Annotated in this window: 27 protein-coding genes; 15 read left to right on the forward strand and 12 right to left on the reverse strand. The window is 68.7% G+C overall.

Going from position 1 to position 25,061, the window contains the following annotated elements; genetic code table 11:
* Nucleotides 1–235 precede the first annotated feature (235 nt).
* Nucleotides 236–1,450 (forward strand): PucR family transcriptional regulator, encoded by a 1,215-nt coding sequence (locus ABH933_RS31305; protein ID WP_429423305.1) that lies wholly within the window; start codon nt 236–238, stop codon nt 1,448–1,450.
* A gap of 16 nt (nt 1,451–1,466) precedes the next feature.
* On the forward strand, nt 1,467–2,366 hold the full coding sequence (locus ABH933_RS31310) for a class I SAM-dependent methyltransferase (RefSeq protein WP_429423306.1): 900 nt from the start codon (nt 1,467–1,469) through the stop codon (nt 2,364–2,366).
* Here the strand turns inward: ABH933_RS31310 and ABH933_RS31315 are convergent, their stop codons facing one another.
* From ABH933_RS31315 to ABH933_RS31330, 4 genes are all read right to left on the reverse strand, one after another.
* On the reverse strand, nt 2,367–3,032 hold the full coding sequence (locus ABH933_RS31315; RefSeq protein WP_429423307.1) for a hypothetical protein: 666 nt from the start codon (nt 3,030–3,032) through the stop codon (nt 2,367–2,369). It abuts the gene before it with no gap.
* Nucleotides 3,033–3,117: 85 nt separating this feature from the next.
* Nucleotides 3,118–3,720, reverse strand: a complete 603-nt coding sequence (locus tag ABH933_RS31320) for a TetR/AcrR family transcriptional regulator (RefSeq protein ID WP_429423308.1) — start codon at nt 3,718–3,720, stop codon at nt 3,118–3,120.
* Nucleotides 3,721–3,731: 11 nt separating this feature from the next.
* A complete protein-coding gene (locus ABH933_RS31325) occupies nt 3,732–4,022 on the reverse strand; it encodes a hypothetical protein (protein WP_429423309.1) in 291 nt (96 codons plus the stop codon).
* Between the two features lie 155 nt (nt 4,023–4,177).
* Complete coding sequence (locus ABH933_RS31330; protein ID WP_429423310.1) at nt 4,178–4,375, reverse strand: hypothetical protein; 198 nt, start codon at nt 4,373–4,375, stop codon at nt 4,178–4,180.
* 38 nt (nt 4,376–4,413) lie between these two features.
* Between ABH933_RS31330 and ABH933_RS31335 the strand changes: the two genes are divergently transcribed.
* On the forward strand, nt 4,414–5,040 hold the full coding sequence (locus ABH933_RS31335; RefSeq protein WP_429423480.1) for a DUF397 domain-containing protein: 627 nt from the start codon (nt 4,414–4,416) through the stop codon (nt 5,038–5,040).
* A gap of 120 nt (nt 5,041–5,160) precedes the next feature.
* The gene (locus ABH933_RS31340; protein WP_429423311.1) at nt 5,161–6,051 is read left to right on the forward strand and encodes a helix-turn-helix domain-containing protein; all 891 of its coding nucleotides are present in this window, start codon (nt 5,161–5,163) and stop codon (nt 6,049–6,051) included.
* Between the two features lie 122 nt (nt 6,052–6,173).
* On the opposite strand, the gene ABH933_RS31345 is transcribed toward ABH933_RS31340, so the two are convergent.
* A complete protein-coding gene (locus ABH933_RS31345; protein ID WP_429423312.1) occupies nt 6,174–6,425 on the reverse strand; it encodes a hypothetical protein in 252 nt (83 codons plus the stop codon).
* Between the two features lie 398 nt (nt 6,426–6,823).
* The gene (locus tag ABH933_RS31350; protein ID WP_429423313.1) at nt 6,824–7,648 is read right to left on the reverse strand and encodes a hypothetical protein; all 825 of its coding nucleotides are present in this window, start codon (nt 7,646–7,648) and stop codon (nt 6,824–6,826) included.
* Nucleotides 7,649–8,574: 926 nt separating this feature from the next.
* Here ABH933_RS31350 and ABH933_RS31355 point away from each other — a divergent pair.
* From ABH933_RS31355 to ABH933_RS31380, 6 genes are all read left to right on the forward strand, one after another.
* On the forward strand, nt 8,575–9,612 hold the full coding sequence (locus ABH933_RS31355) for an alpha/beta hydrolase (RefSeq protein ID WP_429423314.1): 1,038 nt from the start codon (nt 8,575–8,577) through the stop codon (nt 9,610–9,612).
* Between the two features lie 456 nt (nt 9,613–10,068).
* Nucleotides 10,069–11,436, forward strand: coding sequence for an ABC1 kinase family protein (locus ABH933_RS31360; protein ID WP_429423481.1), 1,368 nt, complete (start codon nt 10,069–10,071; stop codon nt 11,434–11,436).
* A gap of 30 nt (nt 11,437–11,466) precedes the next feature.
* Nucleotides 11,467–12,252: a hypothetical protein gene (locus ABH933_RS31365; protein WP_429423315.1), complete on the forward strand. Its 786-nt coding sequence runs from the start codon at nt 11,467–11,469 to the stop codon at nt 12,250–12,252.
* 85 nt (nt 12,253–12,337) lie between these two features.
* Complete coding sequence (locus ABH933_RS31370) at nt 12,338–12,784, forward strand: MarR family winged helix-turn-helix transcriptional regulator (RefSeq protein ID WP_429423316.1); 447 nt, start codon at nt 12,338–12,340, stop codon at nt 12,782–12,784.
* A 1-nt stretch (nt 12,785) separates the two neighbouring features.
* On the forward strand, nt 12,786–13,208 hold the full coding sequence (locus ABH933_RS31375; RefSeq protein ID WP_215916759.1) for an organic hydroperoxide resistance protein: 423 nt from the start codon (nt 12,786–12,788) through the stop codon (nt 13,206–13,208).
* 271 nt (nt 13,209–13,479) lie between these two features.
* Nucleotides 13,480–14,460 carry a zinc-binding dehydrogenase gene (locus ABH933_RS31380; RefSeq protein WP_429423317.1) on the forward strand — a complete coding sequence of 327 codons (981 nt, stop codon included), beginning with the start codon at nt 13,480–13,482 and terminating at the stop codon, nt 14,458–14,460.
* A gap of 117 nt (nt 14,461–14,577) precedes the next feature.
* Here the strand turns inward: ABH933_RS31380 and ABH933_RS31385 are convergent, their stop codons facing one another.
* Entirely contained in the window at nt 14,578–15,444 is an 867-nt protein-coding gene (locus ABH933_RS31385; RefSeq protein ID WP_429423483.1) for an alpha/beta fold hydrolase, read from the reverse strand.
* Nucleotides 15,445–15,603: 159 nt separating this feature from the next.
* Here ABH933_RS31385 and ABH933_RS31390 point away from each other — a divergent pair, with 159 nt between their 5' ends.
* From ABH933_RS31390 to ABH933_RS31410, 5 genes are all read left to right on the forward strand, one after another.
* Nucleotides 15,604–16,230, forward strand: coding sequence for a TetR family transcriptional regulator (locus tag ABH933_RS31390; protein ID WP_429423318.1), 627 nt, complete (start codon nt 15,604–15,606; stop codon nt 16,228–16,230).
* Nucleotides 16,227–17,423: an NADH:flavin oxidoreductase gene (locus ABH933_RS31395; RefSeq protein WP_429423319.1), complete on the forward strand. Its 1,197-nt coding sequence runs from the start codon at nt 16,227–16,229 to the stop codon at nt 17,421–17,423. Before ABH933_RS31390 ends, ABH933_RS31395 begins: the two co-directional genes overlap by 4 nt.
* 72 nt (nt 17,424–17,495) lie before the next feature.
* The gene (locus ABH933_RS31400; protein WP_215916763.1) at nt 17,496–18,248 is read left to right on the forward strand and encodes a glucose 1-dehydrogenase; all 753 of its coding nucleotides are present in this window, start codon (nt 17,496–17,498) and stop codon (nt 18,246–18,248) included.
* Nucleotides 18,249–18,438: 190 nt separating this feature from the next.
* Nucleotides 18,439–19,602, forward strand: coding sequence for a lactate 2-monooxygenase (locus tag ABH933_RS31405; protein WP_429423320.1), 1,164 nt, complete (start codon nt 18,439–18,441; stop codon nt 19,600–19,602).
* Between the two features lie 95 nt (nt 19,603–19,697).
* The gene (locus tag ABH933_RS31410) at nt 19,698–20,600 is read left to right on the forward strand and encodes an NADP-dependent oxidoreductase (RefSeq protein WP_429423321.1); all 903 of its coding nucleotides are present in this window, start codon (nt 19,698–19,700) and stop codon (nt 20,598–20,600) included.
* 9 nt (nt 20,601–20,609) lie between these two features.
* On the opposite strand, the gene ABH933_RS31415 is transcribed toward ABH933_RS31410, so the two are convergent.
* The 5 genes from ABH933_RS31415 to ABH933_RS31435 form a co-directional block, all read right to left on the reverse strand.
* Nucleotides 20,610–20,972 carry a DUF1304 domain-containing protein gene (locus tag ABH933_RS31415; RefSeq protein WP_215916766.1) on the reverse strand — a complete coding sequence of 121 codons (363 nt, stop codon included), beginning with the start codon at nt 20,970–20,972 and terminating at the stop codon, nt 20,610–20,612.
* Between the two features lie 241 nt (nt 20,973–21,213).
* Entirely contained in the window at nt 21,214–21,378 is a 165-nt protein-coding gene (locus tag ABH933_RS31420; protein WP_429423322.1) for a hypothetical protein, read from the reverse strand.
* 83 nt (nt 21,379–21,461) lie between these two features.
* Complete coding sequence (locus ABH933_RS31425) at nt 21,462–21,884, reverse strand: hypothetical protein (RefSeq protein WP_429423323.1); 423 nt, start codon at nt 21,882–21,884, stop codon at nt 21,462–21,464.
* Between the two features lie 150 nt (nt 21,885–22,034).
* On the reverse strand, nt 22,035–23,240 hold the full coding sequence (locus ABH933_RS31430; RefSeq protein ID WP_429423324.1) for an ROK family protein: 1,206 nt from the start codon (nt 23,238–23,240) through the stop codon (nt 22,035–22,037).
* 130 nt (nt 23,241–23,370) lie between these two features.
* Nucleotides 23,371–24,960, reverse strand: a complete 1,590-nt coding sequence (locus tag ABH933_RS31435) for an FGGY family carbohydrate kinase (RefSeq protein ID WP_429423325.1) — start codon at nt 24,958–24,960, stop codon at nt 23,371–23,373.
* Between the last annotated feature and the right edge of the window lie 101 nt (nt 24,961–25,061).

Here is a 25,061-nt window from a genome sequence, read left to right on the forward strand (position 1 = left end):
CTTGCGCCCACGGGGGCGCAGCAACGAGGCATGCCGCCGTCGCAGCGGGGCCGTATGGGTCGGCCACCGTCGGGGATGACCTACCGCCGTCCCGCCGCGCCTTGTGATCCGTCACAACATCCGCGGCGGGGGATATTTCCCGGCCACAAGGCAATCCGATGGCACCGGATATGGGAAGCATTGCGGGATACCGTAATCGGTGCGCGCTACCACGGCGAGCGCGGAAGGAGCCACCATGTCCGTCACGCCCCCGGCCCCCGATCTGATCGTCTCCGGCCGTCCGGCTTCCCAGCCGCTGCAGGATGTCTGGGCCCTCTCGCGCCGGATGGTCGACCACTTCATCGCCAACGTCGCGCCCTGCGGCACGCTGCCGGACGACGTGCTGCACGGCGATGTCGCCACCATCACCCGGCTCTGCGTGGAGATCACCACCAGCATGCTCGACGGCGGCGACATCGCCGCGAAAACCGAACGGGTGCAGGCGGCCGCGGCGGAATGGGCCCGCGAGGGCATTCCGATCGACACCATCCACCTGGCGGTCCACGAGGGCTTCAAGATCGGCTTCGATCTGGTGTTCGCGCAGGCCACCGCCGAGGACTATTTGACCGTGCTGGCCACCGCGCGCCGGATGCTGGAGATTCTGGGCATCCTGACCTCGACGGTGTCGGTTGCGTATGTGAAGGAGTACCGGGCGGTGGTGAGCGAGCATCACACCGCGGTGCACACCCTCACCTCCGCACTGCTGGGCGGGCATTCCACCGCGACGATGGCCCGGGAATGCGGTCTGGAGATCGCACCGTCCTATCACGTGCTGGCGCTGTCGATTTCGCCACATCAACAGGAGCGCGACCCGCGGCTGGACGGGAAGGTGGTGGCGCGCCGCAAGCTTCGGCGGGTGCAGGCCGAATTGGCCACGTGCTGTGGGGAGTCGGCGCTGTCGCTGCTGAGCGTCGACGGCGGCACGGTGCTGATTCCTGTGTCCACCATCGACGACGACGCGCTCGATGGTCTGCTGGCCAGGCTCAGCCGCGCCGCCCAGGCACCGATCCGGGCCGCGGTGGTGCACGAACGGGCCGAGGAGATCTCCGGCGCCGCCGACCGCGCGCACGAACTGCTCGACATCGTGCACCGGCTGGACTGCCTGGACGGGCTGTACCGGTTCGACGATCTGGCCCTGGAATATCAGCTCACCCGGCCGGGCCCGGGCCGCGAACATCTCGGCTCGCTGCTGGACCCCCTCGACGACCACCCCGACCTGATGACCACGCTGCAGCATCACATCGCCAACAACCTCAACCGCCAGCGCACCGCGCGCGGGCTGCACGTGCACACCAACACCATCGACTACCGGCTCAAACGGGTCGGGCAGCTGACCGGCATCGATCCGAATCGGCCCTCGGGCCTGTGGTACCTGCGATCGGCCCTGGTGGCGCGCACGTATCGATCATGATCGGTACCGTGGTGATATGCGTACCGAGGGAGATTCCTGGAGCATCACCACGGGCGTCGGATCCACCGCGCTGTACGTCGCGATGGCCCGCGCGATCGGCGGGCGCGAGCCCGATCCGCTGGCCGTCGATCCGTTCGCCGAGGTGTTCGTGCGGGCCGCGGGGCCGGAGTGGGTGGCGATGCTCGACGGCGCGCACTCGGGCAATCCGGTCACCGACTCCGAATTCGCTCGGGTCTTCCGGCAATTCCAGATCGCCCGCACCCGCTACTTCGACGACTATTTCGCCGCGGCGATGGCCGCGGGCATCAGGCAGGTGGTGATCCTGGCCGCGGGCCTGGACGCGCGCGCCTATCGCCTGGACTGGCCGGACGGCACGGTCGTCTATGAGCTGGACCGACCGCAGGTGCTGGAATTCAAGCGCGAAACCCTGTCCGCCAAGGGCGACAAGCCCCGGGCCGATCGTCGCGAGGTCGCGGCCGACCTGCGCGAAGACTGGCCGAAGGCATTGCGCGAGCAGGGATTCGACCCCGCATCGCCGACCGCCTGGCTGGTCGAGGGCCTGCTGATCTACCTGCAGCCCGCCGCCCAGGACGAACTGTTCACCGCCCTCGATGCGCTCAGCGCCGCCGGCAGCCGCGTGGCGGTCGAGCAGATGGATCCCCTGACACCGCAGGACCTCGCGGCGATCGACGAGTCGCCCGAGAGCAACGACACCGGCGCCGGGGAGTGGACCAAGCTGATCTACAACGACCCGCATCAGGAGGTCGCGGCCTGGCTGGCCGAGCGTGGCTGGCGCGCCGAACGGACCTATGTGGGCGATTATCTTCGCACACACGGTCGTTCGACGGCCGGCCTCGGCCCGCAGGCGAGGCTGTTGCCCGCGCGGGTCAGCCTCGTCACGGGGATACGCGAGTAGTTACTTGCCGCCGGGGTGGCCGACGGTGGCCAGCGCTGTGGTCCAGTTGGTCGCGATGGCGCTCTGGGCGTCGGTGAGATTGACCTTGCCCGCACACACCAGCGAGTGCAGCTGATTCTCTACGGTGTCCTTCGGGTTGTTCGGGCCCGCACCGGGCGTGTGGTCGGGCGAGGGCGGTTCGACCCACAGGTTTTGCGGATCGTTGGGGTCACCGCCGAGTTCGAGCGAGATCAGATGGTCGTACTCGGCATCGTGCATGGCGCCGGTGAAGCCGTAGGACTTGGCGTTGGCGTCCTTCTCGCGGCTGGTGATGTTGGCGGGCGGGCGGATCGAGGAGGTGTAGCCGCTCGCGCAGATGGTCTGGGCCTGATCGGCGGAGGTGACCTTCGGATTGGTCGCGCCCGGAGTGCAGTTCGGGTCGGGAAGCGGCTGGCCGTCGGAGGTCTTGCCGTAATGGCATGAGCCGGGGGCCGGTTGGGCATGCACGGTGTAGGTGCCCGAGGGGCCCGGACCCACCGGAACGGACGAGGCGGTCTTGGCTCCGGGGCCGGGCTGGTGGGCCGCGACGGGGGATTTCGTCGCATGGGCGGACGAGCACCCGGCGATGAGCATCGGAACGCAGAGTATGGACGCGGACAGCGAGATCAGGGTCTTGCGCGTATACATGAACTTCCCTCTAACCGACGAGCTTTGCGTGCTCATTGTGGGGCATTTGTCGCGAAACGCCCGCGTTAGACACGCGACCAGTTTGCTATCGAGGCGAAATTGGGTCCTCAGCATCGGTTTCGGGGGTTGCCTGGGCGGATTCGTAGATGTCCAGGGCGATCTTGACGGCCGCGTCACGGCATTGCTCGTCGGTCAGCTCGACATCGCCCATCATGCCGACGCTCCAGGAGATCGCCGCGAGTGCCTGGCGCGCATGGAAAATCGCCAGCGGATCACGGTCCGGCGCGGTGATGGCGTCGGCGATCTGGCGGAACTGGTAGCGCAGCGCGGCGCCGACGCCCAGCCGGCGGAAGGCTGCCTGGTTCTCGTACATGAAGCGCGTCATGTCGCGGCCGGTCTCGTGCATCACCGTGCCGTAGCGCCGCAGGATCTCCCGGCCCGCCTCGCGCGGTGGCAGATTCGCCGACGCGGCCCACACGAGGATCTCGTCGACCCCGGCCCGCAGATCGTCGGCAAGGCTGACGACGATGTCCTCCTTTGCGGGGAAGTGGTAGTAGACCGCGGCTTTCGTGATGCCGAGGCGCTCGGCTATCTGCCGGATCGAGGTCTGGTCGTACCCCTGCGCGGAGAACAACTCCATTGCCACCGAACGGATTCGGCCGCGGGTGTCGGTCTTTCGCCCTGCCACCCGCACCTACCTCAATGCCCGAGTTGTCCCATAATCGACTGCATGAGCGTACCGGCGCTGGTGGCGACCGTGCCGCCGATCAGCGCGCCCGCCACCATCTTCGGCGAGTCGAGGCTGCTCCCGCTCCACTTCTCCCAGGCGAACCGGCCGCCGGCATAGATGATCGCGGTGGTCCCGGACAGCAGCATGAACCACGTGAAGTAATGCACCAGCTGCATGATCTTGTCCGCCAACGGCGGGGTCTCCGGCGTCGGGTTCGAAATCTGGGCGAGGATGACCTCGTGCACGGCCAACATCATCATGGTGAGCTCGTTCCGCGGGGCGAATGGTGCGTCACATACATGGTAGGACGCAACTGCGTTCGCGGCGCCCGGTCGGAACGGTTGCTACCGAATGTCTTTCGTGTAGATCGGGCTTGACCGACGGGTACGGTGCTGCGGGGCTGTCGAGTTCGGCGCTATTCGTCGTCGAGACCGGCCGACAGATACGCCGCGGCCGCAATCCACTGCCGGCAGCCGACATGGCGGTCGTGCGCACCCAGAATGGTGCGGGCGCGAGCGTAGGTGAGATCCCACGGTTCACTGCCGCAATCGCCGGATGATGCGGGGCCGCCGTGTGGTTCGCGGAGACCTGGGGGCCGAATCGTATGGGTCATGGACGCCTCTAGCCGTTCGCTGGGAATTTGCGGTGGTGATGGTGGCGCGGGGCCTAAACCGTCCGGCGTTGTCCGGTCGTGTCGTTGTTGAAGATTTTATGACGATGTCGCATGCAAATGCAAGAACATCTGCACAGACGAATGTACTTGTCCAGGGGGCGTTGGCGCTCTATGGGTCGTTTTTTCGGCCTAAAACCGACTGTCCGGTTGTTATTCGCCTCGGGATCCACAACCTCTCCCGTCTTGACATATCAAGATCGATATTGTTGCCGCCCTTACGGTTTCGATGCGCCGAACTCTCGATCTCTGGCAACCGACGTGCTATCGTCGGATTGTCGGTTCAAATGCAAGAACATCTGCGTGAACATCTGCAAGAACCGGCGGTGCCGCACCGGGCGGCGGTTCATCACACGTCAAGCGAGGAGGCAGAAATGACCGAGAGGACAGCAGCAGGTGTTGGTCGTATGTCCGACCTGTCCTGGCGCAAGAGCACCTTCAGTAATCCCAGTGGAAACTGCGTAGAGGTCGCCCACATGGCGAACGGTCTGGTCGCCGTCCGCAATTCCCGGGATCCCGAGGGTGCGGTACTGGTCTATACGCGCCCGGAGATCGATGCATTCCTGCGCGGAGCAAAGAGTGGGGAATTCGACGATCTCGCAGGGTGAACGGTAACATTGGCCTCGGCGCGGTGTCGGTTCGCGACGAGCGGGTATGTATTCGGCAACTGCCGTGTATGAGGTTGTGACCTTCACTGCCGGTGATTGTCGAGCATCGGAGTAGATTTCATGATCGCAGAACCCGTTCGGATCGGCCGCGTGGAATCGCTTGTCGCCGAACGCGGTCCGACGGCCCTTCGGATCGCGGTCGGCGGTCAGCTCCGCAAATTGCGGGAGCAGGCGCAGATCACGCGCGAGGCGGCCGGCGAGTACATCCGAGGTTCGCACGCCAAGATCAGCCGGCTCGAGCTCGGGCGCACGGGTTTCAAGGAACGTGACATCCGAGATCTGTTGACGCTGTACGGCATCGACGATGCGGATGAGCGCGAGACGCTGCTGGATCTGGTCCGCAAGGCCAATCAGCCGGGCTGGTGGCATCGCTACAGCGATCTGCTGCCGCCCTGGTTCGAGACCTATCTGGGCCTCGAGCACGCCGCCAAGGCGATCAGAACCTTTGAAGGGCAACTGGTTCCCGGTCTGTTGCAGACCGAGGAGTATGCCCGCGCCGTCGTTGCGCTGGGCCATGAGAACGTCGAGACCAGCCGCCGTGTCGAGCTGCGCCGCAAGCGGCAGGACATCCTGGAGCGGCGTGACGGTCCCACGCTGTGGGCGGTCATCGACGAGTCCGTGCTGCACCGGCCGATCGGCGGTCCCGATGTGCTGCGGGCCCAGCTCGAGCATCTCGTCGAGGCGTCGTCCTGGCCGAACGTGACCATTCAGGTGCTGCCGTACGCCGCGGGCGGTAATGCGGCAGCGGGCAGTTCGTTCACGATGCTGCGATTCGCCGAGCCGGAATTGCCCGATATTGTCTATTTGGAGCAACTCACCAGTGCGCTGTATCTGGATCGGCAGCAGGACTTGGAGATGTACCGGCAGGTCATGGACCGGCTGAGCGTGCAGGCCGAGCCACCGGACCGCTCGCGCCGGATGCTGGTCGAAGAGGCCGCCAAGCTGCGCTGATTCCGATACGGCGGGGGAGTGCGGTATCCCTTCGTCGTCGCGTGGGACGACTCGTTGATCACGAAGGGGCCATCGGCTTTCGCCGATGGCCCCTTCGCCATCCACAACTCTCTAGTGAAATATTATTGCTTTATACAAGTTGAGGCGATGCGCCAGAATGCTTCCGGCTGGAGCGAGGTGAGATTCCAATCGTTCACCATCGCGTGGGCCGTACTGACGATTCGCTCGACATCGAAATCATCGCGTGTGGCCGCGCCAGTGGACTCGACCGCCTCGATGACGAAACACGTTGCGGTTTCCCGCGAAAAAATCTGATGCTCGGTCCGGTTTCTATCGATAATTCCGAGCCGGCTGAGGTCCAATGGCTGGTTCATTCGAACGCCCCTGACGCCACGCCGTGAGCTGACCGAAGGCCTGAATTGGTCTCGGGTTCACCCTACGGCTGTCTGGTAGTCCCCTGTATTGCCTTGCATGCAGAGTCTATGACCGTGTAGCGAGCAGATGCAAGCACATCTGCAACATCGAATATGCAGTCGCAGACTGCATTTCGGCTGCTGAACGGTTGCTGTTGTCTGATTGCGGTGTGTCTCGGGGCTACCGTTACCGCGTTTATGGTGTTGCTATCTGGACGCCGGTTCAATCGTCGCACGGTAGCGGGGGTGCGTTCGACTTCCTGAGAAATTGTCCGGAGTGTCGCTGGTGTGTCGCGGTGTGTCGCGGAGCCCATGTCGTGTCGCGCTCTTCGGGCGTGTCGCGGTGTGATCGCGATCCGTCACGGCGTGGCGCGGTGGTCGGCCCACTGCTGTGCCGCATCGCGCAGGCCCTGTGTCCAGACGTTGGGCCGCCGGTCCGCGGTGGCACTCCATTCGCCCGCCAGCGCCGCCGAGAAGGCCCGTAACGCACCGTGTGTCGCCGTGTGCCAAACCGGTACCCGGGCGGCCCAGCGTTCGGCCTCGACGGGTTCGCGGCCCGCGAAGATGAGCCAGACGATCCAGCACGCCGGATCGATCCATGCCGCGCCGCGCGTGGCCCACGGCCAGTCCACGAGCCGTGCCGTCCCGGAGTCTTCGATGATGACGTTGCTGTAGTTCCAGTCGGTATGAAGGAGTGCGGTTCCGCCGAACAGGGCCCGGTCCGCGGAGTCGGGGGCGTAGTGGCCCCAGCGTTTTACCGCATCGTTGAGTTCGACGTCGGGCGGGGGGCGCAGGCGCGCGAGCGTGGTCATCGTCGCGGCCGTCGCCGCCAGGTCCGAGTCGAGCCGGTAATCGGCGGAATGTCCGGCTATGTAGTCGAAGCCGAGCAGATCCCAGCCTCCCGCGGTGAGCCGCCAGCGCAGCGCCGGGCCGATCGGCACGACGTGCGGTCCGAGCGCGGCCTCGCGCCGCTGGGTCCACACCTCCGGGTCGTCGGCGCGAATGCCCTTGACGAACGTGCGCCCCGCCGCGGTCTCGATCACGGTGGCGAGGTGGGAGCTGAACCCGGCATCCACGGATTCCGCGCGCACTACGGGACCGGCCACCTTGTCGACCTCGGCCCGCGTGGCCTGCGGTAACTCGGTCCAGCTGCGCCGCAGCGCCGAGGTCTGTACCCGATCCACGTTCACCCTCGAACATCTACCGTGAATGCCCTACCCAGGCAAACGAACTCGAACGGCCGCAGGCCGGCCGCGACCGAAGATGCGCACGCGGTGACGTCGTGCGCCATGGGTACTCCTCGATCCGCCGGGCGCCGTGCGCCTGCGCCGGGAGCCCGCTGTGCTTCTCCGGCGTAGCGAAAACCACGCCGGCGCAGCCGATCTGCCCGACACCCTATTCCAATCGGTTTGTGAGCACCCGTCGTTACCGCCAGCTTCGGTCCGGGCGTCGTGATCGCAACGCGGCCGCTACCGCCGGTGGCGATATTCCCCGATATCGAGATTACGCTCACCGACTTGCGCTCTGCCAGCGGGTTCGGCGGCCACGCCGGCGCACGTGCGGCGGCCGCTGCGCGAGCTCGGCATGGTGGCGAGCAAATGATACGTGCCCGTAGGAATTTCGCTCGCTCGGGCCCGTCCGTAACTGGTGATATTGACGATGAAATTGCATTTCGAGATATCGATCGAGTCGGATTTGTGTTGTGCAACTAGGCTTGTGGCCGATGGTTGATGAATTGTCAGTGGATCATCACGGTTTCGTGACTTCGATGGTTCCGTGGCCGTATCGTGATCTGCAACGCGGCGCCGGTGTTTGCGCGGTCGGTGCCGCGGTAGGTGTCGGCACCGCACCCGGAACAGGAAGGAGGGCCCGTCCGGTCGCCGCGCCATCCACTGCCGGGCGGCGCTCCGAAATCATCCGTCCGGTAACACACCTCGCACCTGGGCAACTGGACTTCCAACCCCTCCCGCCACCCGGTGCGTGTGCGTCGTGGTGGACAACCCCGCCGGATGTCACCCTTACCCCAGCGTCCGGCGGGGCCTCCGCATGACAACTGAATCCCGGTCCCTTAGCCTGCCAATCGTTAATGCTCGGTCGTAAGGAGTGCTCGATGTCGCGGACGACGATCACCGCGCTGGCGGCACTGGCGGCCAGCGCGGTGCTGGCCGCACCCGCCGCGGCCGATCCGCAACCCGGGCCACCCCCGGTGAACTCGGCGATCACCCGATCCGGCCTGTTGCGCATCGAATCTCGCGGACCGCAGTGGGATCGGCTGTACGTCGAATCCGCGTCCATGCGGCGGGCCATCCCGGTGGATGTGCTGCACGGGACCGGATCCGGGCCCCGGCCCGTGTTGTACCTGCTCGACGGCGTCGACGGCGAGCCGACCTCGGACTGGCTGGCCAAGGGCCGCGCGGCCGAATTCTTCGCGGACAAGCCGGTCGACGTGGTGCTGACCGGCGGTGGCGTGGGCAGCATGTACAGCGATTGGGACCATTACGACCACACCCTCGGCCTGAATCGATGGGAGACGTTCCTGATCAAGGAGCTGCCGCCGATCGTGGAGGGGTATCTGGGCTCGGACGGCCGCCGGGCGATCGCGGGCGTGTCGATGGGCGCACAGGGTGCGATGATGCTGGCCCAGCGGCATCCGGGCTTCTTCCACGCGGTGGCTGGAATCAGCGGCTGCTATTCCACCGCGGGCGATGTCGGGGAGGCCGTGACCCGGATCACCGTCGCCTCGCGCGGGGGCGACCCCGAGAACCTGTGGGGGCCGCCGGATTCCCCGGAGTGGGTCGCCCACGACAGCTTCCTGGGCGCGGCGACGTTGCGCGGCACCGCCCTCTACCTCTCGGCCGCCACCGGAGTGCCCAGCGTGCCCGATCTCGAGGCGGTCGCCGATGCGCCGGACGTGTCCGCGGCACTGCGGGCGGTGGGTGGCGGCGCGGCGCTGGAGGCCGGTGCGCTCGAGTGCACCGAGCGCTTCGCGCAACGCCTTGCGCAGCTGCACATTCCGGCCACGGTGAACCTGGAGCCGGCCGGAACCCACTCCTGGCCCGACTTCGCCGCGGAGCTGCCCGCGGCGTGGAATGCGATCGCTCAGGCGTTCCACGGCAAGGCAATCAGGCTCGATTACGGGCCGAGCTGAGCGTGATCTTCCGTGATTGGTTCGTGATTGGCGGGCATGGGTGTGAAAATCGGTGAAACCGTGGCCCATTGGCGACCGCATTGCGCAAGTGCGAACGTCCTTGATCCGGATGAACTCGCGCGACCTACGGTTGCCGGTCATCGGCGAGCTCGTCGATGAGGCGGTGGGTGTGTGACGCGGCGTGTCGCCGATCACCGGTACCCCGGTGGTCGGGTCGTAGACTCTGTGCCGTAGACCTGGATGCCGGTGTTCGCCGACGGCGGCCGCCGCTCGGGTAGACGTCACGAACAGGTGTTTCGTGGCGATATGGACGTTGCGGATACGGACAGGGCGGTCGGGAGCGATGCGTATGACGGGCGGCCTTCTGGTCGAGGTGGCGGACAGTGCGGGCATAGCGGACAGTGCGGTGCGGTCCGGGCGGACGGGCGCGGGAGCCGCGCTGTGACCGCCGGATCGATGACCGCCGCGGCCCCGCCGGAGGGCGAGGCGCTGCGCCCGGCCCTGGAGAAATTCGGCTTCGCCGAGCTCAGGCGCACCGTCGTCATCGGCTCGGTGCTCGGCGGTTGCGTGGTGCGCCGGGTGCTGCGCGGTGGGCTGCGCAAGTCCGCCCGCCGCCGCTCGATGGCCGACGGCACCGTCGACGGCTTCGAGGTGCTCGGCCCGATGTTCGTCAAACTCGGCCAGCTGATCGCGTCCTCGCCCGGCGCCTTCCCGGCCGAGCTGGCCGATGCGTGTCTGCGCTGCCTCGACGACGTGCCGCCGTTCCCGGCCGTGGATGCGCGCAACATCATCGAGGCGGATCTGGGCCGCCCGATCGCGGAGCTGTTCCGGGATTTCGACGACACACCGCTGTCCGCCGCGTCCGTGGCCCAGGTGCACGGCTGCGTACTCGCGGACGGCCGCCCCGCGGTGGTGAAGGTGCAGCGCCCCGATATCGGCCGGAAGATGATCGTCGACCTGCGCGCGGCCTTCCGGCTGGCCGGGCTGATGGAGCGCCGCTCGGAGAACGCGCGCGTGGCCAACGCCGAGGGCGTGGTCCGCGATCTGTACGAGACCACCGTGGCCGAACTGGACTTCCGCAACGAGGCCGACAACCAGACCCGCGCCCGCGCGAACCTGCGGGCTTTCGGCGACAACGCCAGTGTCGTGGTGCCGGAGGTGTTCTGGGAGTATTCCGGGCCGCGGGTGCTGTGCATGGAGCGGATGAGCGGAATGCCGCTGGACCGGTTCGACGATATCCGTGCCGCGCACCCGGATCCGGAGTTGCTGATCCGCCGGCTGGTCAAGGCGTGGCTGGAGAGCGTGGTGGTGCACGGGCTCTTCCACGGCGACGTGCACGCGGGCAACCTGTGGCTACTGGACGACGGTCGCGCGGCGATGCTCGATTTCGGCATCGTCGGCAAGATGGGCCCCGAGTGGCGCAACTTCGTGCGGGCGCTGTTCCATGCCAGCGCGATCGACGGGGACTTCCGCCCGGTGGCGCGGGCGCTGCGGGAGCTGGATCTCGTCGAGGGCGATGCGGGCGACGATGCCACCATCGGCCGCCAGCTCGCCACCGCGTTGGCGCCGGTGCTGTCGGGCAAACTCGCCAAGCTCGATATGGGCAAGGTGGCCGCGCGGTTGGTCGAATTCGGCAAGCGCCGGGGTGCGTCCGGGCCCGAGCAGCTGATCCTGATGGGCAAGCAGCTGGGATATTTCGAGCGCTACGCCGTTGCGCTGGCGCCGGGCTGGCGTCTGGGCCAGGATCTGTACCTGTTCCGGAACATCTTCCAGGACGAGGTGACGGCGAAGGCGGCCGCGGAGGGTGTCGAGCTGCCCGCCTAGGCCCTCGGGCCGGGCCGACGAAAGGACACGATGAACGGGTCGGACACCTACCGCTGGGAGCTCACCTACAACCGCTTCGACGGCACGAGCCGGGTGGAGACGGGCGAGGGACTGTTCGGGTCGCCCGAGGAAATCAGCGGGCGGGTGTGCCGCACCTATGTGGAGGTCGGGACCGCGCTGTTCGACACGCTCTGCGACGACGTCACCGACGGGCACTATCACGACGTGCTCGATGCGCGGGTGGAGGACAGGCCCGACCCGGATCGGCCCGTGCGGGACGTGCGCGGGCTGGTGTTCGATCACGAGGGCGCCGAGAAGTTCAGCCTGACAACGGAATTGGTCTATCGGACGGTGACGGCTGACGCCGTCGAGGGCTACCGCGAGGAACTGGCCGAATGGGAGCGCAAGGACGCCGAGCGGCGGGCCCGGCGCGCAAAGGCCGCGGCGGCGGGCGGGCGCCCGACGCTGCAGCCGCTGGATCCGCGGCTGCGCAGCCTGGTCGCCACCCTGCGGGTCGAGGCCGACACCGTGCGCGAGGAGATCTTCACCCCGGATCACTGCCGGGAACAGCTGGCCCTGGCCGAGAACACCGTGGCCGCGGCGACCGCCGCCAGGAGCAGGGCCGAGGCCAGCGGGGATATGGCCGAGGCCGCGCACGCGCACGCCTACATCCTGCGCTGGCGTCCGCGGATCGCCCGCTGGGCGAACATGCTGGAGCTGACCACCGAGGCGTATGTGGACGCCGCCGCGATCGAGGCGGAGGCCGAGCGCATCGCGAACATCCCGCCGTCGGATCTGCCGCCCGCGGACGAATAATCCGGGGCGGGCCGTCGGCGCGGAGTTCGCCGAATCACACCCATAATGGTTGTGCGCAATATAGTTGTGGTCTACAGTATTGCTTGTGACCGATCAACTGGCACTCGATCAGCAGCTGTGTTTCCCGCTGTACGCGGCGTCGCGGGCGATGACCGCGGTGTACCGCCCGAAGCTGGAGGCGATGAGCCTGACCTACCCCCAGTACCTGGTGATGCTGGTGCTGTGGGAGCGGGACGGCCGCAGTGTCGGCGAGCTGTGCACGGCGCTGGCGCTGGACTCCGGAACTTTGTCGCCGCTACTCAAGCGGCTGGAGGCGGCAGGCTTCGTCGCGCGCAGCCGTTCGGCGGCCGACGAGCGCCGCGTCGAGATCCGCCTCACCCCGACCGGCCGCGACCTGCGCGCGGCGGCCTGCGGCATCCCGGAGGAGATGGCTGGTGTCACCGGTCTGTCACCCGATGAACTCGGGACGCTGCGCGGCCTGCTGCAGCGCCTGAATGGGGCGCTGAGCGCCCATACCGCGAAGGAGATTTGAGATGGCAATTCTGTACACGGCCGAGGCGCTGGCGACCGGCGACGGCCGCAACGGGCACGCCCGCACCACCGACGGCAAGGTTGACGTCTCACTCTCGATTCCGAAGGAGATGGGCGGCAACGGCGAGGGCACCAATCCCGAGCAGCTGTTCGCGGCCGGGTACGCGGCCTGCTTCCATTCCGCGCTGCGGCTGGTCGGCGCGCGGGCCAAGGCGAACATCGACGACTCGGCGGTCGGCGCGAAGGTCGGCATCGGCTCGAACGACGCCGGCGGGTTCGGGCTGGAGGTCACCCTCGAGGTGTCGCTGCCGCACCTGTCCCGCGAAGAGGCGCAAGAGCTGGCCGACGCCGCGCACCAGGTGTGCCCGTACTCCAACGCCACCCGCGGCAACATCCCTGTCCAGGTGCTGATCGCCGAGGACTGAGGACACGTTGGGGTCGGGCGTGTGCACGGCCCCTTTCGTATCGGCAACGCTGAGCCGAGTGTCGGCGGACCTGCCTCACCGCGCAGGCTCATCCGGTGCGGGGCGACAGCAATCGAGGAACAGCATTGCCGAGGGTGATTACGTGAGCTGGTAATCCCCTCGGCGCCAACCATATCGACCTCAGGGGGCAGGACTGCCCGAGGCTGCCTGCGCTGACGCGTGGGCGATCGATCGGGCGCGACAGGACGAACCGAACAGAAGGAGCGAAAGCATGCGTGCAGTAGTAATCGAGGAATTCGGCGAGCCCACAGGCGTTCTCGCGGCCGCGGAGCGCCCACTGCCGGAGCCGGGCCCGGGGCAGGTGCGCGTCGCCATGATTCTCGCGCCCATTCACAATCACGATCTGGCGATCGTGCGCGGCGTGTACGGCTACCGGCCACCGCTGCCCGCGATTCCCGGGACCGAGGCCGTGGGCCGCGTCGATGCGGTGGGGCCTGAGGTCACGGGCGTGGAAGTCGGTCAGCGCGTGAGTGTTTCGGGTATCCAGGGGGCGTGGGCGGAGTACTTCCTGGCCGACGCGGCACAGGTGGTGCCGGTGCCCGAGGCGGTGAGTGACGAGACGGCGGCCCAGCTGCTGGCGATGCCGCTGAGCGCGCTGATGCTGCTCGAGGATCTCGATGTGCGACCCGGCCAGTGGATTGCGGTGAACGCCGCGAACGGCGCGGTCGGCCGCCTGCTGAATGTGCTTGCGCGCCAACGCGGAGTCCACGTGCTGAACCTGGTGCGCGGACCGGCGTCGGTGCGGGCGCTGGGGGAGCTGGGCTTCGAGCCAGTCGTGGACACCGAGTCCGCCGACTGGGTGGCGCGTGCCACCGAGTCGGTCGGCGGGGAGGGCGTGGCGCGCGCGGTGGATCAGGTCGGCGGCCCGGCCTCGAACGATCTGCTGACGCTGCTGGGCCCGCGCGGCGAGCTGATTTCCTTCGGTGCGCTGTCCGGGCAGCCGATGTCGATCAATCCGGGCGCGATGATCTTCAAACAGGCTGTGGTGAAGGGCTTCTGGGGATCCAAGCGCGCCGAGGAGATCGGCCCCGAACAGCGCCGGAGGCTGATCGGCGAGCTCGTCGACGCGGCCGCGCGGGGCGTGCTGCGGCTCGAGGTCGAGAGCGCGTATCCGCTGGAGTCGGCCGCCGAGGCCGCGGCCGCGAGCGAGCGCCCCGGTCGCAACGCCAAGATCGCGCTCACTGCGAAATAACCACCCTTCCCGATGTGGATCTGGATGCGGCGCGGCAACACGGCTCCGCATCGATGACGGCCCGGCCCCGGATTTCGGGGCCGGGCCGTCACCTACGAGAAGTACCGTGTCCCAGCGTTATTCGGTGTCGGGACGGGTGAGGAACGCCATGACCGCGCTTTCCCAGGCGGCCTTCTGCTCGATCATCACCCAGTGCCCGCAGTTCGGGAAGATGTGGATCTCGCCGCGCGGCAGCGTGCGCAGCGGCAGCAGCGCCATGTCGACCGGGCTGACCCGATCGTCGCGGCCCCAGGTGACGAGCGTCGGCGCGGTGATCTTGTGCAGCATCGCCCAGTACGGGGGCTGATCCGAGGCCGCGGCGGCCGCTGCGGTCGCGGTCATGGCCGCGCGGCTGTACATGCGCCGCGCCGATTCCAGCGTCTTGGGCTCGGTGGCCAGCGCCCAGCGCTCCTCGATCATCTCCTCGGTGACGATCTTGCGGTCGTACACCATCGAGTGTAGCCAGCTGACCAGCGCCTCACGCGAGGGATTGTCGGTGAAATCCATCAGCAGGTTGATGCCCTCGCCGGGGCCGGGGCTGAAGATGTTGCGGCCCACGCCGCCGATGGTCACGATGCGGCGGAACAGGTTCGGCTGCGCGATGGCCAGATTCGCCGCGACGATCCCGCCCATCGAGTTGCCGATCACGTCGACCTGGTCGAGACCCAGCCCCTTCAGGAAGCGCAGCACCGCCGCCGGTGCGGCCACCATCGGATGCTCGTCGGTCGGATCGCTGACGCCGAATCCGGGGAATTCCAGCACCAGGCAGCGGAAACGCTGGGCGAAGAACGCGAGATTGCCGCGGTAGTTGCGCCAGCCGCTCACCCCGGGACCCGAACCGTGCAGCATCAACAGCGGCGGCCCGTCCCCGGCCTCGTGGTACCGCAGCACTCCCGCGTCCGTGTGCAATTCCCGCAGCGTGTTCTCGTACGTCAGTTCGGCCATCGTGGTGGATCCGCCTTTCTCGCTGGGCATTGTCGTTCCCTGCGGACGTTAGGGCATGAGGTCGGTCCGCGGTAAGGGCGCGTTCCGGCCACCGAGATCGCGGTAGCCGGTATTCAATCAACGATTGAATCAACGTTTGAAGTGTGTTTCACTGGGCGCATGGCGAGTGGCAGCGAGAAGCTTCAGAGCCCGGCGGGCACGCGGGAGCGGCTGTTGGCCGCGGCCGAGCGCCTGCTGCTGACCGAGCGGTACGACGAGGTGTCCGTGCGTGGCATCTGCGCGGCGGCGGGCGCGAATCCCGCTGCGGTGCACTACCATTTCGGCTCCAAGGAGGCGCTGGTCGCGGCGCTGCTCGAGGACCGGCTCGGCGAGCTGTGGGATGCGCGGCTCACGGCGCTGGCCGCGCGCGGCGCGTCGGTGCCCGATGTGCTGGCCGCGCGCGGCGCGTCGGTGCCCGAGGTGGTCGACGCGGTGATCGAGCCGTTCGTCGAGCTGGCCGCGGATCCGGTGGGCAGGCTGCATCTGCGGCTGCTCGCGCAATTCGTGCTGGGGCGGCCCCCGCTGGTCTGGACCCGCCCGTGGTTCCGGATCGATACCTGGGACGGGCTGCTGCCCGGCCCGGACGCGGAGGAGGGCCGGCGCCGCCTGCTGCTCGCCTTCAACCTGATCATCATGCGGTTCGGCGCGGTCGAAGCGCGAGGTTCGGAACTTTCCGCGAATTCCGTTGCGACGCTGCGCGATTTCGTGATTGCCGGATTGATCGGCAGTACAGGAGAAGACAGATGAACGACGATATTTTCGCACCGGCCACGTTGGGGCCGATCACGCTGCGCAACAGGGTGATCAAGGCCGCCACCTTCGAGGGCCGCACACCGGACGCCCTGGTGACGGACGACCTGATCGCCTTCCACCGGGAGGTCGCCGCGGGCGGCGTCGGGATGACCACCGTGGCGTATTGCGCGGTGGCGCCGGGTGGCCGCACCGATCGGCATCAGCTCTGGATGCGCCCCGAGGCGCTGCCGGGACTGCGCGAGCTCACCGACGCGGTGCATGCCGAGGGGGCGGCGGTGAGCGCGCAGCTCGGCCACGCCGGGCCGGTGGCCAATGCCGCCTCGAATCGCGCGCCCGCGCTCGCGCCCAGCCGAATGTTCAGTCCGCTCGGCATGCGGATGATGAAGGTTCCAAGCGAACCCGAGCTCGCCGAACTCGTTGCCGCCCATGCCGATGCGGCGCGCCTGGCCGAGCGGGCCGGGTTCGATGCGGTCGAGATCCATTTCGGGCACAACTATCTGGCGAGCTCGTTCCTGAGCCCGAAGCTGAACCGGCGCACCGACGGGTACGGCGGCTCGGACGAGAAGCGGGCCCGGCTGACTCGCGAGATCGCGCGGGCGGTGCGCGAGGCGGTGGGCGGGCGGCTGGCGGTAACCGCCAAGCTGAACATGGCCGACGGCGTGCCCGGAGGCCTGTCCATGGAGAGCTCGCTGCAGGTGGCGGCCTGGCTCGAAGCGGACGGCGCCCTCGACGCGCTCGAATTGACCGCGGGCAGTTCACTGCTCAATCCGATGCTGCTGTTTCATGGTGACGCGCCGCGTAGTTCGTTCGCCAAGACGCTGCCGATTCCGGCGCGCTGGGGATTTCGGGTTGTGGGCAAGAAATTCCTGCGCGAATATCCCTATCACGAGGCCTATCTGCTCGACCGGGCCCGGCAGTTCCGGCGCGAGCTGTCGATGCCGCTGATCCTGTTGGGCGGCATCACGAATCTGGACACCATGCGGACCGCACGGGCCGAGGGGTTCGACTTCATGGCCATGGGCCGGGCGCTGCTGCGGGAGCCGGACCTGTTGCGCCGCATTCAGTCCGATCCGGCGACCCGGTCGGCGTGCATTCACTGCAACGAATGCATGCCCACGATCTATACCGGGACCCATTGCGTGCTGCGGTTGGCACGGCCGGTCGCGGCGCCGACCACAACCGAGTGACCGGGTCCCTGGGCGTCTGGAACATCAACGGGCAGAAATGGATTCATCAATGATCAACAGGAGTAACGCACTGTGACAGGACGTTTGGCGGGGCGGGTGGCGCTGATCACCGGCGCGGCCTCGGGAATGGGCGCATCGCACGCCCGGGCGTTCGTGGCCGAGGGGGCGTCGGTGATGCTCGCCGATATCGCCGACGATGCGGGCAAACTGCTCGCGGACGAGCTGGGCGAGCGCGCCGCGTACGTGCACCTCGACGTGACCAGCGCCGAGGAGTGGGCGGCGGCGGTGTCGGCGACCGTCGAACGGTTCGGCCTGCTCAACGTGCTGGTCAACAACGCGGGCCTGCTCGACGGCGGCCCGCTGGGCACGTACACCGAAAAGCAGTGGGACCGAGTGCTTTCGGTGAATCTGACCGGCCCTTTCCTGGGCCTGAGCGCCGCCCGGGACGCGCTGGTCGCCGCGCGCCCGGCCGCGGTCGTCAACATCTCCTCCGCCGCGGGCATGCAGGGCGTGTCCGGAATGCACGCCTACACCGCCTCCAAGTTCGGCGTGCGCGGGCTGACCAAGTCCGCCGCGCTGGAACTGGCCCCGCATGGCGTCCGGGTGAACTCGGTGCACCCCGGCGGCATCGCGACCCCGATGATCGGGGCCATGGCGGGCCAGGTGCCGGATATTGATCGCACCGCGAATACCGTTGGCCGGCTTGGTGTTCCCGAGGAGGTCAGCGACCTCGTCGTGTTCCTGGCTAGTCAGGAATCCAGCTATTGCACGGGCTCGGAATTCGTCGTCGACGGCGGGTTGACCGCGGGGCAGACCTTCGGCTGAGCCGAAAGCGCCCGCGCCTGAGCGGTCGGCGGCCCCGCACGGGCCACTGTCGATACATTCTTGTATCGGTCTGCCGCCTGGGCGGCTAGGCTCATGCGTGACACTCCGCCGTCCGCTTCGGCGGTGCCGGTAGACGCGCGCTCCGGAGCGGGCGGTGGACCTGACGGCCCGGCGAACAGGAGAGCGCGGCATGAGCTTCGGGGACTTTCAGAACGAGATCTATTTCAACGGCCTGCGCGGGGTCTTGCCGGATCTGCCGATGAAGTTCGCCGAGCTCGAGGAACGGGCGCGCGCGGCCCTGCCGCCGTCGGTGTGGTCGTATGTCGCGGGCGGGGCGGGGGACGAGTACACCCAGCGCGCGAATGCCACCGCCTTCGAGCGGTGGGGGCTGGTTCCGCGGATGTTCGTCGGGGCCAAGGAGCGCGATCTGTCGGTCGAGGTGTTCGGCACGACGCTCCCGGCTCCGGTCTTCATGGCGCCGGTCGGCGTGATCGGGCTGTGCGCGCAGGACGGCCACGGCGATCTGGCCACCGCCCGCGCCGCGGCCCGCACCGGAGTGCCGATGGTGGCCTCCACGCTGACGGTCGATCCGCTCGAGCAGGTTGCGGCCGAATTCGGTTCGACGCCGGGGCTTTTCCAGCTGTACACCCCGACCGATCGCGACCTCGCGGCCAGCCTGGTGCAGCGCGCCGAGCAGGCCGGATTCAAGGGCATCGTGGTCACGCTCGACACCTGGGTGACCGGCTGGCGGCCACGGGACCTGTCGACCGGGAATTTCCCGCAGCTGCGCGGGCACTGCCTCGCCAACTACTTCACCGATCCGGTCTTCCGGGCGAGCCTGGCCGCGCCGCCCGAGCAGGATCCGCAGGCGGCCATCCTGCGCTGGATCCAGGTCTTCGGCAACCCGCTCACCTGGGAGGACCTGCCATGGCTGCGCTCGCTGACGAAGCTGCCGCTGATCGTGAAGGGCCTCTGCCATCCCGACGATGTGCGCCGTGCCAAGGACGGCGGCGTCGACGGCGTCTACTGCTCGAATCACGGTGGGCGCCAGGCCAATGGCGGCCTGCCCGCCCTGGACGCACTGCCGGGCGTCGTGGAGGCCGCCGACGGCCTGCCGGTGTTGTTCGACTCCGGAATCCGCAGCGGCGCCGACATCATCAAGGCCCTGGCGCTGGGGGCAACGGCGGTCGGCATCGGCCGCCCCTACGCCTACGGCCTGGCCCTGGGGGGCGAGGCGGGCATCGTGCACGTGCTGCGCTCGCTGCTCGCCGAGGCGGATCTGATCATGGCCGTGGACGGATATCCTGCGCTGGAGGACCTGACCCGTGACGCGCTTCGGCCGGTCTTGCGCTGAACGGGCGTCTCGGGAAGGCGGCCCGGGCCGAGCCTGACCCGTTCAGTCCGTAGGCTGTCGGCGTCCGGGAATGCGGCTCGAGAGGGGAATCGACAATGCAGGCAGCCCGTTTCAGCCGGTTCGGGGGTCCGGAGGTGCTCGAGATCGTCGAGCTGCCCGATCCGCATCCGGGCCCCGGGCAGGTCCGGATTGCGGTGCGCGCGGCCGGTGTGAACGCGAGCGACTGGAAGAAACGCCGCGGCCTGATGGACGAGGAACTCCCGCAGACCCTCGGGTACGAGGCGGCGGGCGTGGTCGACGAGCTCGGTGCGGGCGTGCGGGATGTGGCCCTGGGCGATCGCGTATTCGGATTCGCCGCCGATGGGTCGGCGCAGGCCGAGCTGGGGGTGCTGTCGCACTATGCGCCGATCCCGCCGTCGCTCGACTTCGCCGGCGCCGCAGCGCTTCCAGCGGCCATCGAGACGGCAATGCGCGCGCTGGATCAGCTCGGCCTCGTGGCCGGCGGCACGCTGCTCGTCAACGGGGCATCCGGCAGTGTGGGCAGTGCCGCGGTGCAATTCGCGGTGGCCCGCGGCGTGCGCGTGATCGGCACCGCCGGTCCGGCCAATCACGAGGTTGTTCGTTCGCTGGGTGCGGAGCCCGTCGCCTACGGCGAGGGCATGGCCGCGCGGGTTCGGGAACTTGCGCCCGCGGGTGTGGATCTCGCGCTGGACGTCGCCGGAAGCGGGGTGCTGCCCGAGCTCATCGAGCTCGCCGGTGGGAAGGGGCACGTGGTGACGATCGCCGATGTCGCGGGCGCCCAGGAACACGGGGTGCGGTTCAGTCGCGGGGATTCGGGTCGCGCGACCCATGTGCTCGGCGAGATCGGCGAGCTGATCGAGTCGGGCCGCTTCGTTCTTCCTGTCGCACAAACCTTCCCGCTGGCCGATGTCGCCCAGGCGCACCGCGTCGGCGAGGCCGGTGGGGTGCGCGGCAAGCTCGTCCTGGTGATCGACTAGCCGCCGCGCCTACGCGGCCAGCGCCGCCGCGATGAGTGTGATCGCACCCGGCAGCGCCTGAACGAGCAGGATGCGGCGACTGGCGGTGAAGCCCCCGTACAACCCGGCGACCACGACGCAGGCGGCGAAGAAGATCTTCGCGGCGGACCCGACCGGATCCGAGGCGATGAGTCCCCAGATCAGGCCCGCGGCCAGAAAACCGTTGTACAGGCCCTGATTCGCGGCCAGCACCTTGGTCTGCTCCGCGAATTCCGGGGTGCTGCCGAACGCGGCGCGCCCGCGCGGCGTGGTCCACAGGAACATTTCCAGCACGAGGATGTAGACGTGCAGGGCCGCGAGCAGTCCGACGAGGATATCGGCGACGATGCGCATGGGCGCGCCTTTCTGGAGAGAATTCACCGGCTCGGCCCAGCATGAACGGCCCGCAGCCCCGCGTCCGGCCGACGCGCCGTTCCGCGTCGATCGCATCGGTTTGCGGAGGTGGGCCGTGGACGGGTCGGTGCGGTGCTGTCCGCTCCGGCCCCGGTCCGTTATGGCTTCGGCGGGTGGGCCGCGCCACAGGCTCCCCGCCCGGGGAGGTGCGGGTGCGATGACGGCAGCGTGAGGTCGTGTTCTACTCCGGCTCCCGGGCGGGCAGGCCGCGCAGCAGGACGTCGAGGAACAGGTCGAAGCGGGGCGCGGCCTCGCCGAGGTGGAGTGGATTCTCTTGTGCGGCAAGCCAGCTGACGAGCGAGGCGATGAAGATGTACCAGCTCTGCTCGGCGAGGGCGGGAGACACGCCAGCGCATTACGCTGAGCGCCACACCGGACCACATTCCGGCCGGTGCCCGGGGCGTCGGTGCGGCCGGCCCGGGTGCCGCACTATTGGCAGTGGCCGCCCTTGATGAAGAAGTTCCCGCCCTGGTACGGCGGGGGCGGCTGGATACGCCCCTCCCACTCGATGCAGGTGTGCGGTGCGTACTGGTACTTCGGGCCCGCGTACGTGGTGTAGTTGCCGTTGTCTTCCTGCATATGGTTCATGTCGAGGCCGATGCCGGCCATCACGTTGATCGGCGCGCCGGGCTGGTCCCGCACGGTGACAACGCAATTGGTCCCGTTACCGTTGTTGTAGGTCAGGAAGGTGGTGCCGCCGAGCAGGTCTTGATGATCGATCACCGCGTAACCCGCACCGCATGCGCCGTTGTACGAGGCGGCCGATGCGGTGCCGGAACCCAGCGCTACCTCGCCGCCGGCGAAGGCGGTGAGGCTCAGGGCGGCGGCGGCAATGGCTCTGATCGAATTCATGCAGAACTCCGGAGTCTTTGTGCGAGTCGGAAGCGATCTCGGTTCGAGCAGCAGCGTATCCGGCGCAAGATGCCGCGATTATCCGCAAGCTGGCGGATATTGGTGGGCTCGGCCGCGGGAGGCCGGGTCCCGCCCCACGCGGCCAAGGCATTACGCCGAGTTGCGAGAGCTCGTGGAGAGGGTGCCCGGATCGCGCAGGACCTCCTGGACCGCGCGCAGGGCCGCGCCGAGAATCGGCCCGCTGCGGCCCAGGGGAGAGGCGGTGACCGTGCGAACATCGAAAGGTCGTACGGTGAGGCGGGTTTCGAGCTGGTGGCGGATGCGGGGCAGCAGCCAGGACCCCAGGTCGGCGTAGGCCCCGCCGAGCACGACCGCGGCGGGGTCGATCAGGCCGATTGCGCCGGCCAGCGCGATACCGAGTGCGTCCCCGGCCTGTTCGATCGCCCGCGTGGTGTCTCGGTGCCCGGCCCGGGCGCTGGCGGTGAGCACCGTGACCGGGTCTTTGCCCGGCTCCTCGCGCAGCCCGGCCGCGCGCAGGACGGCGTCCTGATTGGCGTACAGCTCCAGGCAGCCGCGGGAACCGCAGGGGCAGTGGGGGCCGTCCGGATGGACCGTCATGTGGCCGAGCTCCCCGGCGTAGCCGCGGGCGCCGCCGTAGAGGCGGCCGTCGATGACCAGGGCCGCGCCGATGCCGGCCTCGGCGGAGACGTGCAGGAAGTTCTCCGGCGCTCCCGCGCTCCAGAGTTCGGCCAGCGCACCGAGATTGGCCTCGTTCTCCAGTCGCGGGAGATCCGGTTCCGGCCAGAGTTCGCCGAGCGCGACCTCGTGCCAGCCGAGATGCGGTGCGTGCGTGACGATTCCGGGTCGCTGGCCGGGCAGACCGGGGATCGACAAGACGGGCGGCAGCGGACGCAGGCCCAGGCCCTCGGCGTCCGTCCGGACCGCCGCGGCGAGCGCGGCCAGCTCTCGCACCACCGCGACCGGCGCGCGGTGCGCGTTGTGCACCTCGGTGCGACGCCGCGCGCGCACCTCGCCGCGCAGGTCCACCACGCAGGCGCCGAGGTGCCCGACGCCGATCTCCAGCCCGAACCCGGCGGGCCCGGTATCGCTGAGCGCCAGGGTCCGCCCCGGTCGGCCCGCCCTGCCGGAAGCGGCGATCGGGCCCTCCCGCAGCAGGTTCGAGGCGATGAGCTCGTCGACGAGACTCGAGACGGCAGCGCGGGTGAGCCCGGTCTTGCCCGCGACGTCGGCGCGCGAGAGGTCCGAATCCGTTGCGACGGTGCGCAATACGAGCGCCAGATTCTGCCGCCGCATACCGGACTGGGATGCGGCCGCCCGGGGCGGGGCTTCGGTCACCGCGGCGCCTCATCGACATGTGAGACATCGTCGACGACTGGCGCCCCGTCGACGACCGACGCTCCGCTGGTGGGTGGCGCCCCGCCGACGAGCGGTACCGCCGTGCCCGGTGGCGCTGGGTCCCACGAGATCACGCTGCGCCCCCGGCGGCGAGCAGCGGCTGGGCGGCCCGCAGTGTCGCGGCGATCCGCTCCAGCGCCTCGGTGTCGCGGGGGACCGGTTCCAGCAGTGGGCCTTCGGCCGTGCGCCAGCGGCGCGCGACAGCGTAGGGGTCCTCGCCGGTGAGCAGTCCGGCCGCCTGGGCGGCCGCGCCGAGCGCGACCAGTTCCCCCGCGGGCGGGATCTGCACCGCTCGCCCTGACAGGCGAAGCACGGTCTGCTGCCAGGCCGTTCCGCGCGCGCCGCCGCCGATCAGCAGCAGGGGCGTCGCCGGATCGTGCGCGGGCACATCGCCATCCGATCGGGCAGTGTTGCGATCGGGCGACGTCTCCGGGTTCGATTGTGGCGAAGCGGGACTCGACTGATACCCCGACGAATCGGCCCGAGGCGGGCCGGCGCTCCGGTGCGCCTCGCCTCCGGCCGATGGTGCGGCGGCGAGTCCGATTGCGCTCGAAGGGCTGAGTACGAGATCCAGTGCGGCGAGCAGAGAATAGACGGCCCCGTCGTACGCGGCCTGGAGTAGCTGCCCCGGGGTGGTGTCGTGGCGCAGGCCGTGCATCAGGCCGCTGGCGAACGGAAGCTGCGGCGTGCGTTCCCCGTCGAGATAGGGGAGTACCACGGCCGAGCCGCCCGGCTCGACAGCGTTCCGGTCCAGGCTCAGCAATGCGGCGATGCGGTCGATCGCCTGAGTGCAGTTGAGCGTGCAGGCCAGGGGCAGCCAGTCCGCGCCCGCATCGGCGAATCCGGCGACGACGCCCGTGGGGTCATGCGGCCGGGCGCGGGTGCGGGCATAGACCGTGCCGGAGGTGCCCAGGCTGAGCACCGGCGTGCCGGGCGCGAGGCCCAGGCCCAGCGCGGCCGCCATATTGTCGCCGGTGCCGACGCCGACCGGAATGCCCTGCCGCACCGGAATATCGGCGCGCGTGTGGCCCGCGGCCCGGTCCGGCGACGCGACGATCGGCAGGGCTGCCGAATCGAGACCGATGGCCGCGAGCACCTCGGCGTCGTAACCGGACGGCGTCCACCACGCCGTGCCCGACACGTCGCCGCGGTCGGTCACACTCTCGCCGGTCAGTCGCTCGATGAGATAGTCGTGCGGAAGACGAACGGCCGCAACATGATCGGCATGGTGGGGCTCGTGTTCGCGCAGCCACGCCCACTTGGCGGCGGTGAACGAGGCGTTGGGTACCGACCCGATCCGCGTGGCCCACCACCCCGCCCCGAACCGGTCGACCAGCGCGGCGGCCTGCGGCGCGGACCGCACGTCGTTCCACAGCAGCGCCGGGCGGACCGGATCGCCCGCGGCATCGAGCGTGACCAGGCCGTGCTGCTGCCCGCCGATCGACAGCGCCTCGGCCCGTGCGGCATACCCGGTCTGCTCGATCGCCGCGCACAGCGCCGACCACCACTGCCCGGGGGCGCTCTCGCGGCCCGCGCCGGTACTGACGGTGTGCGGCGCGCGTCCCTCGCCCAGCACCTGCCCGCTCTCGGCGTCCACGGCCACGGCCTTGGTGGCCTGGGTCGAGCTGTCGACCCCGATGACGACCCGCTGCGCAGCCATGTTCCGCTCCTGATTCCCGGACGGCCTTCCCATCCCGCTCCCAGCACAGTATATTTGTTTTTCGAGTTTACAAATAGGGATTCCCGCGCAGAGTTCGGAGC

The sequence above is a fragment of the Nocardia sp. GP40 genome (assembly GCF_050434125.1).
In the GTDB taxonomy this organism is placed as follows: domain Bacteria; phylum Actinomycetota; class Actinomycetes; order Mycobacteriales; family Mycobacteriaceae; genus Nocardia; species Nocardia albiluteola.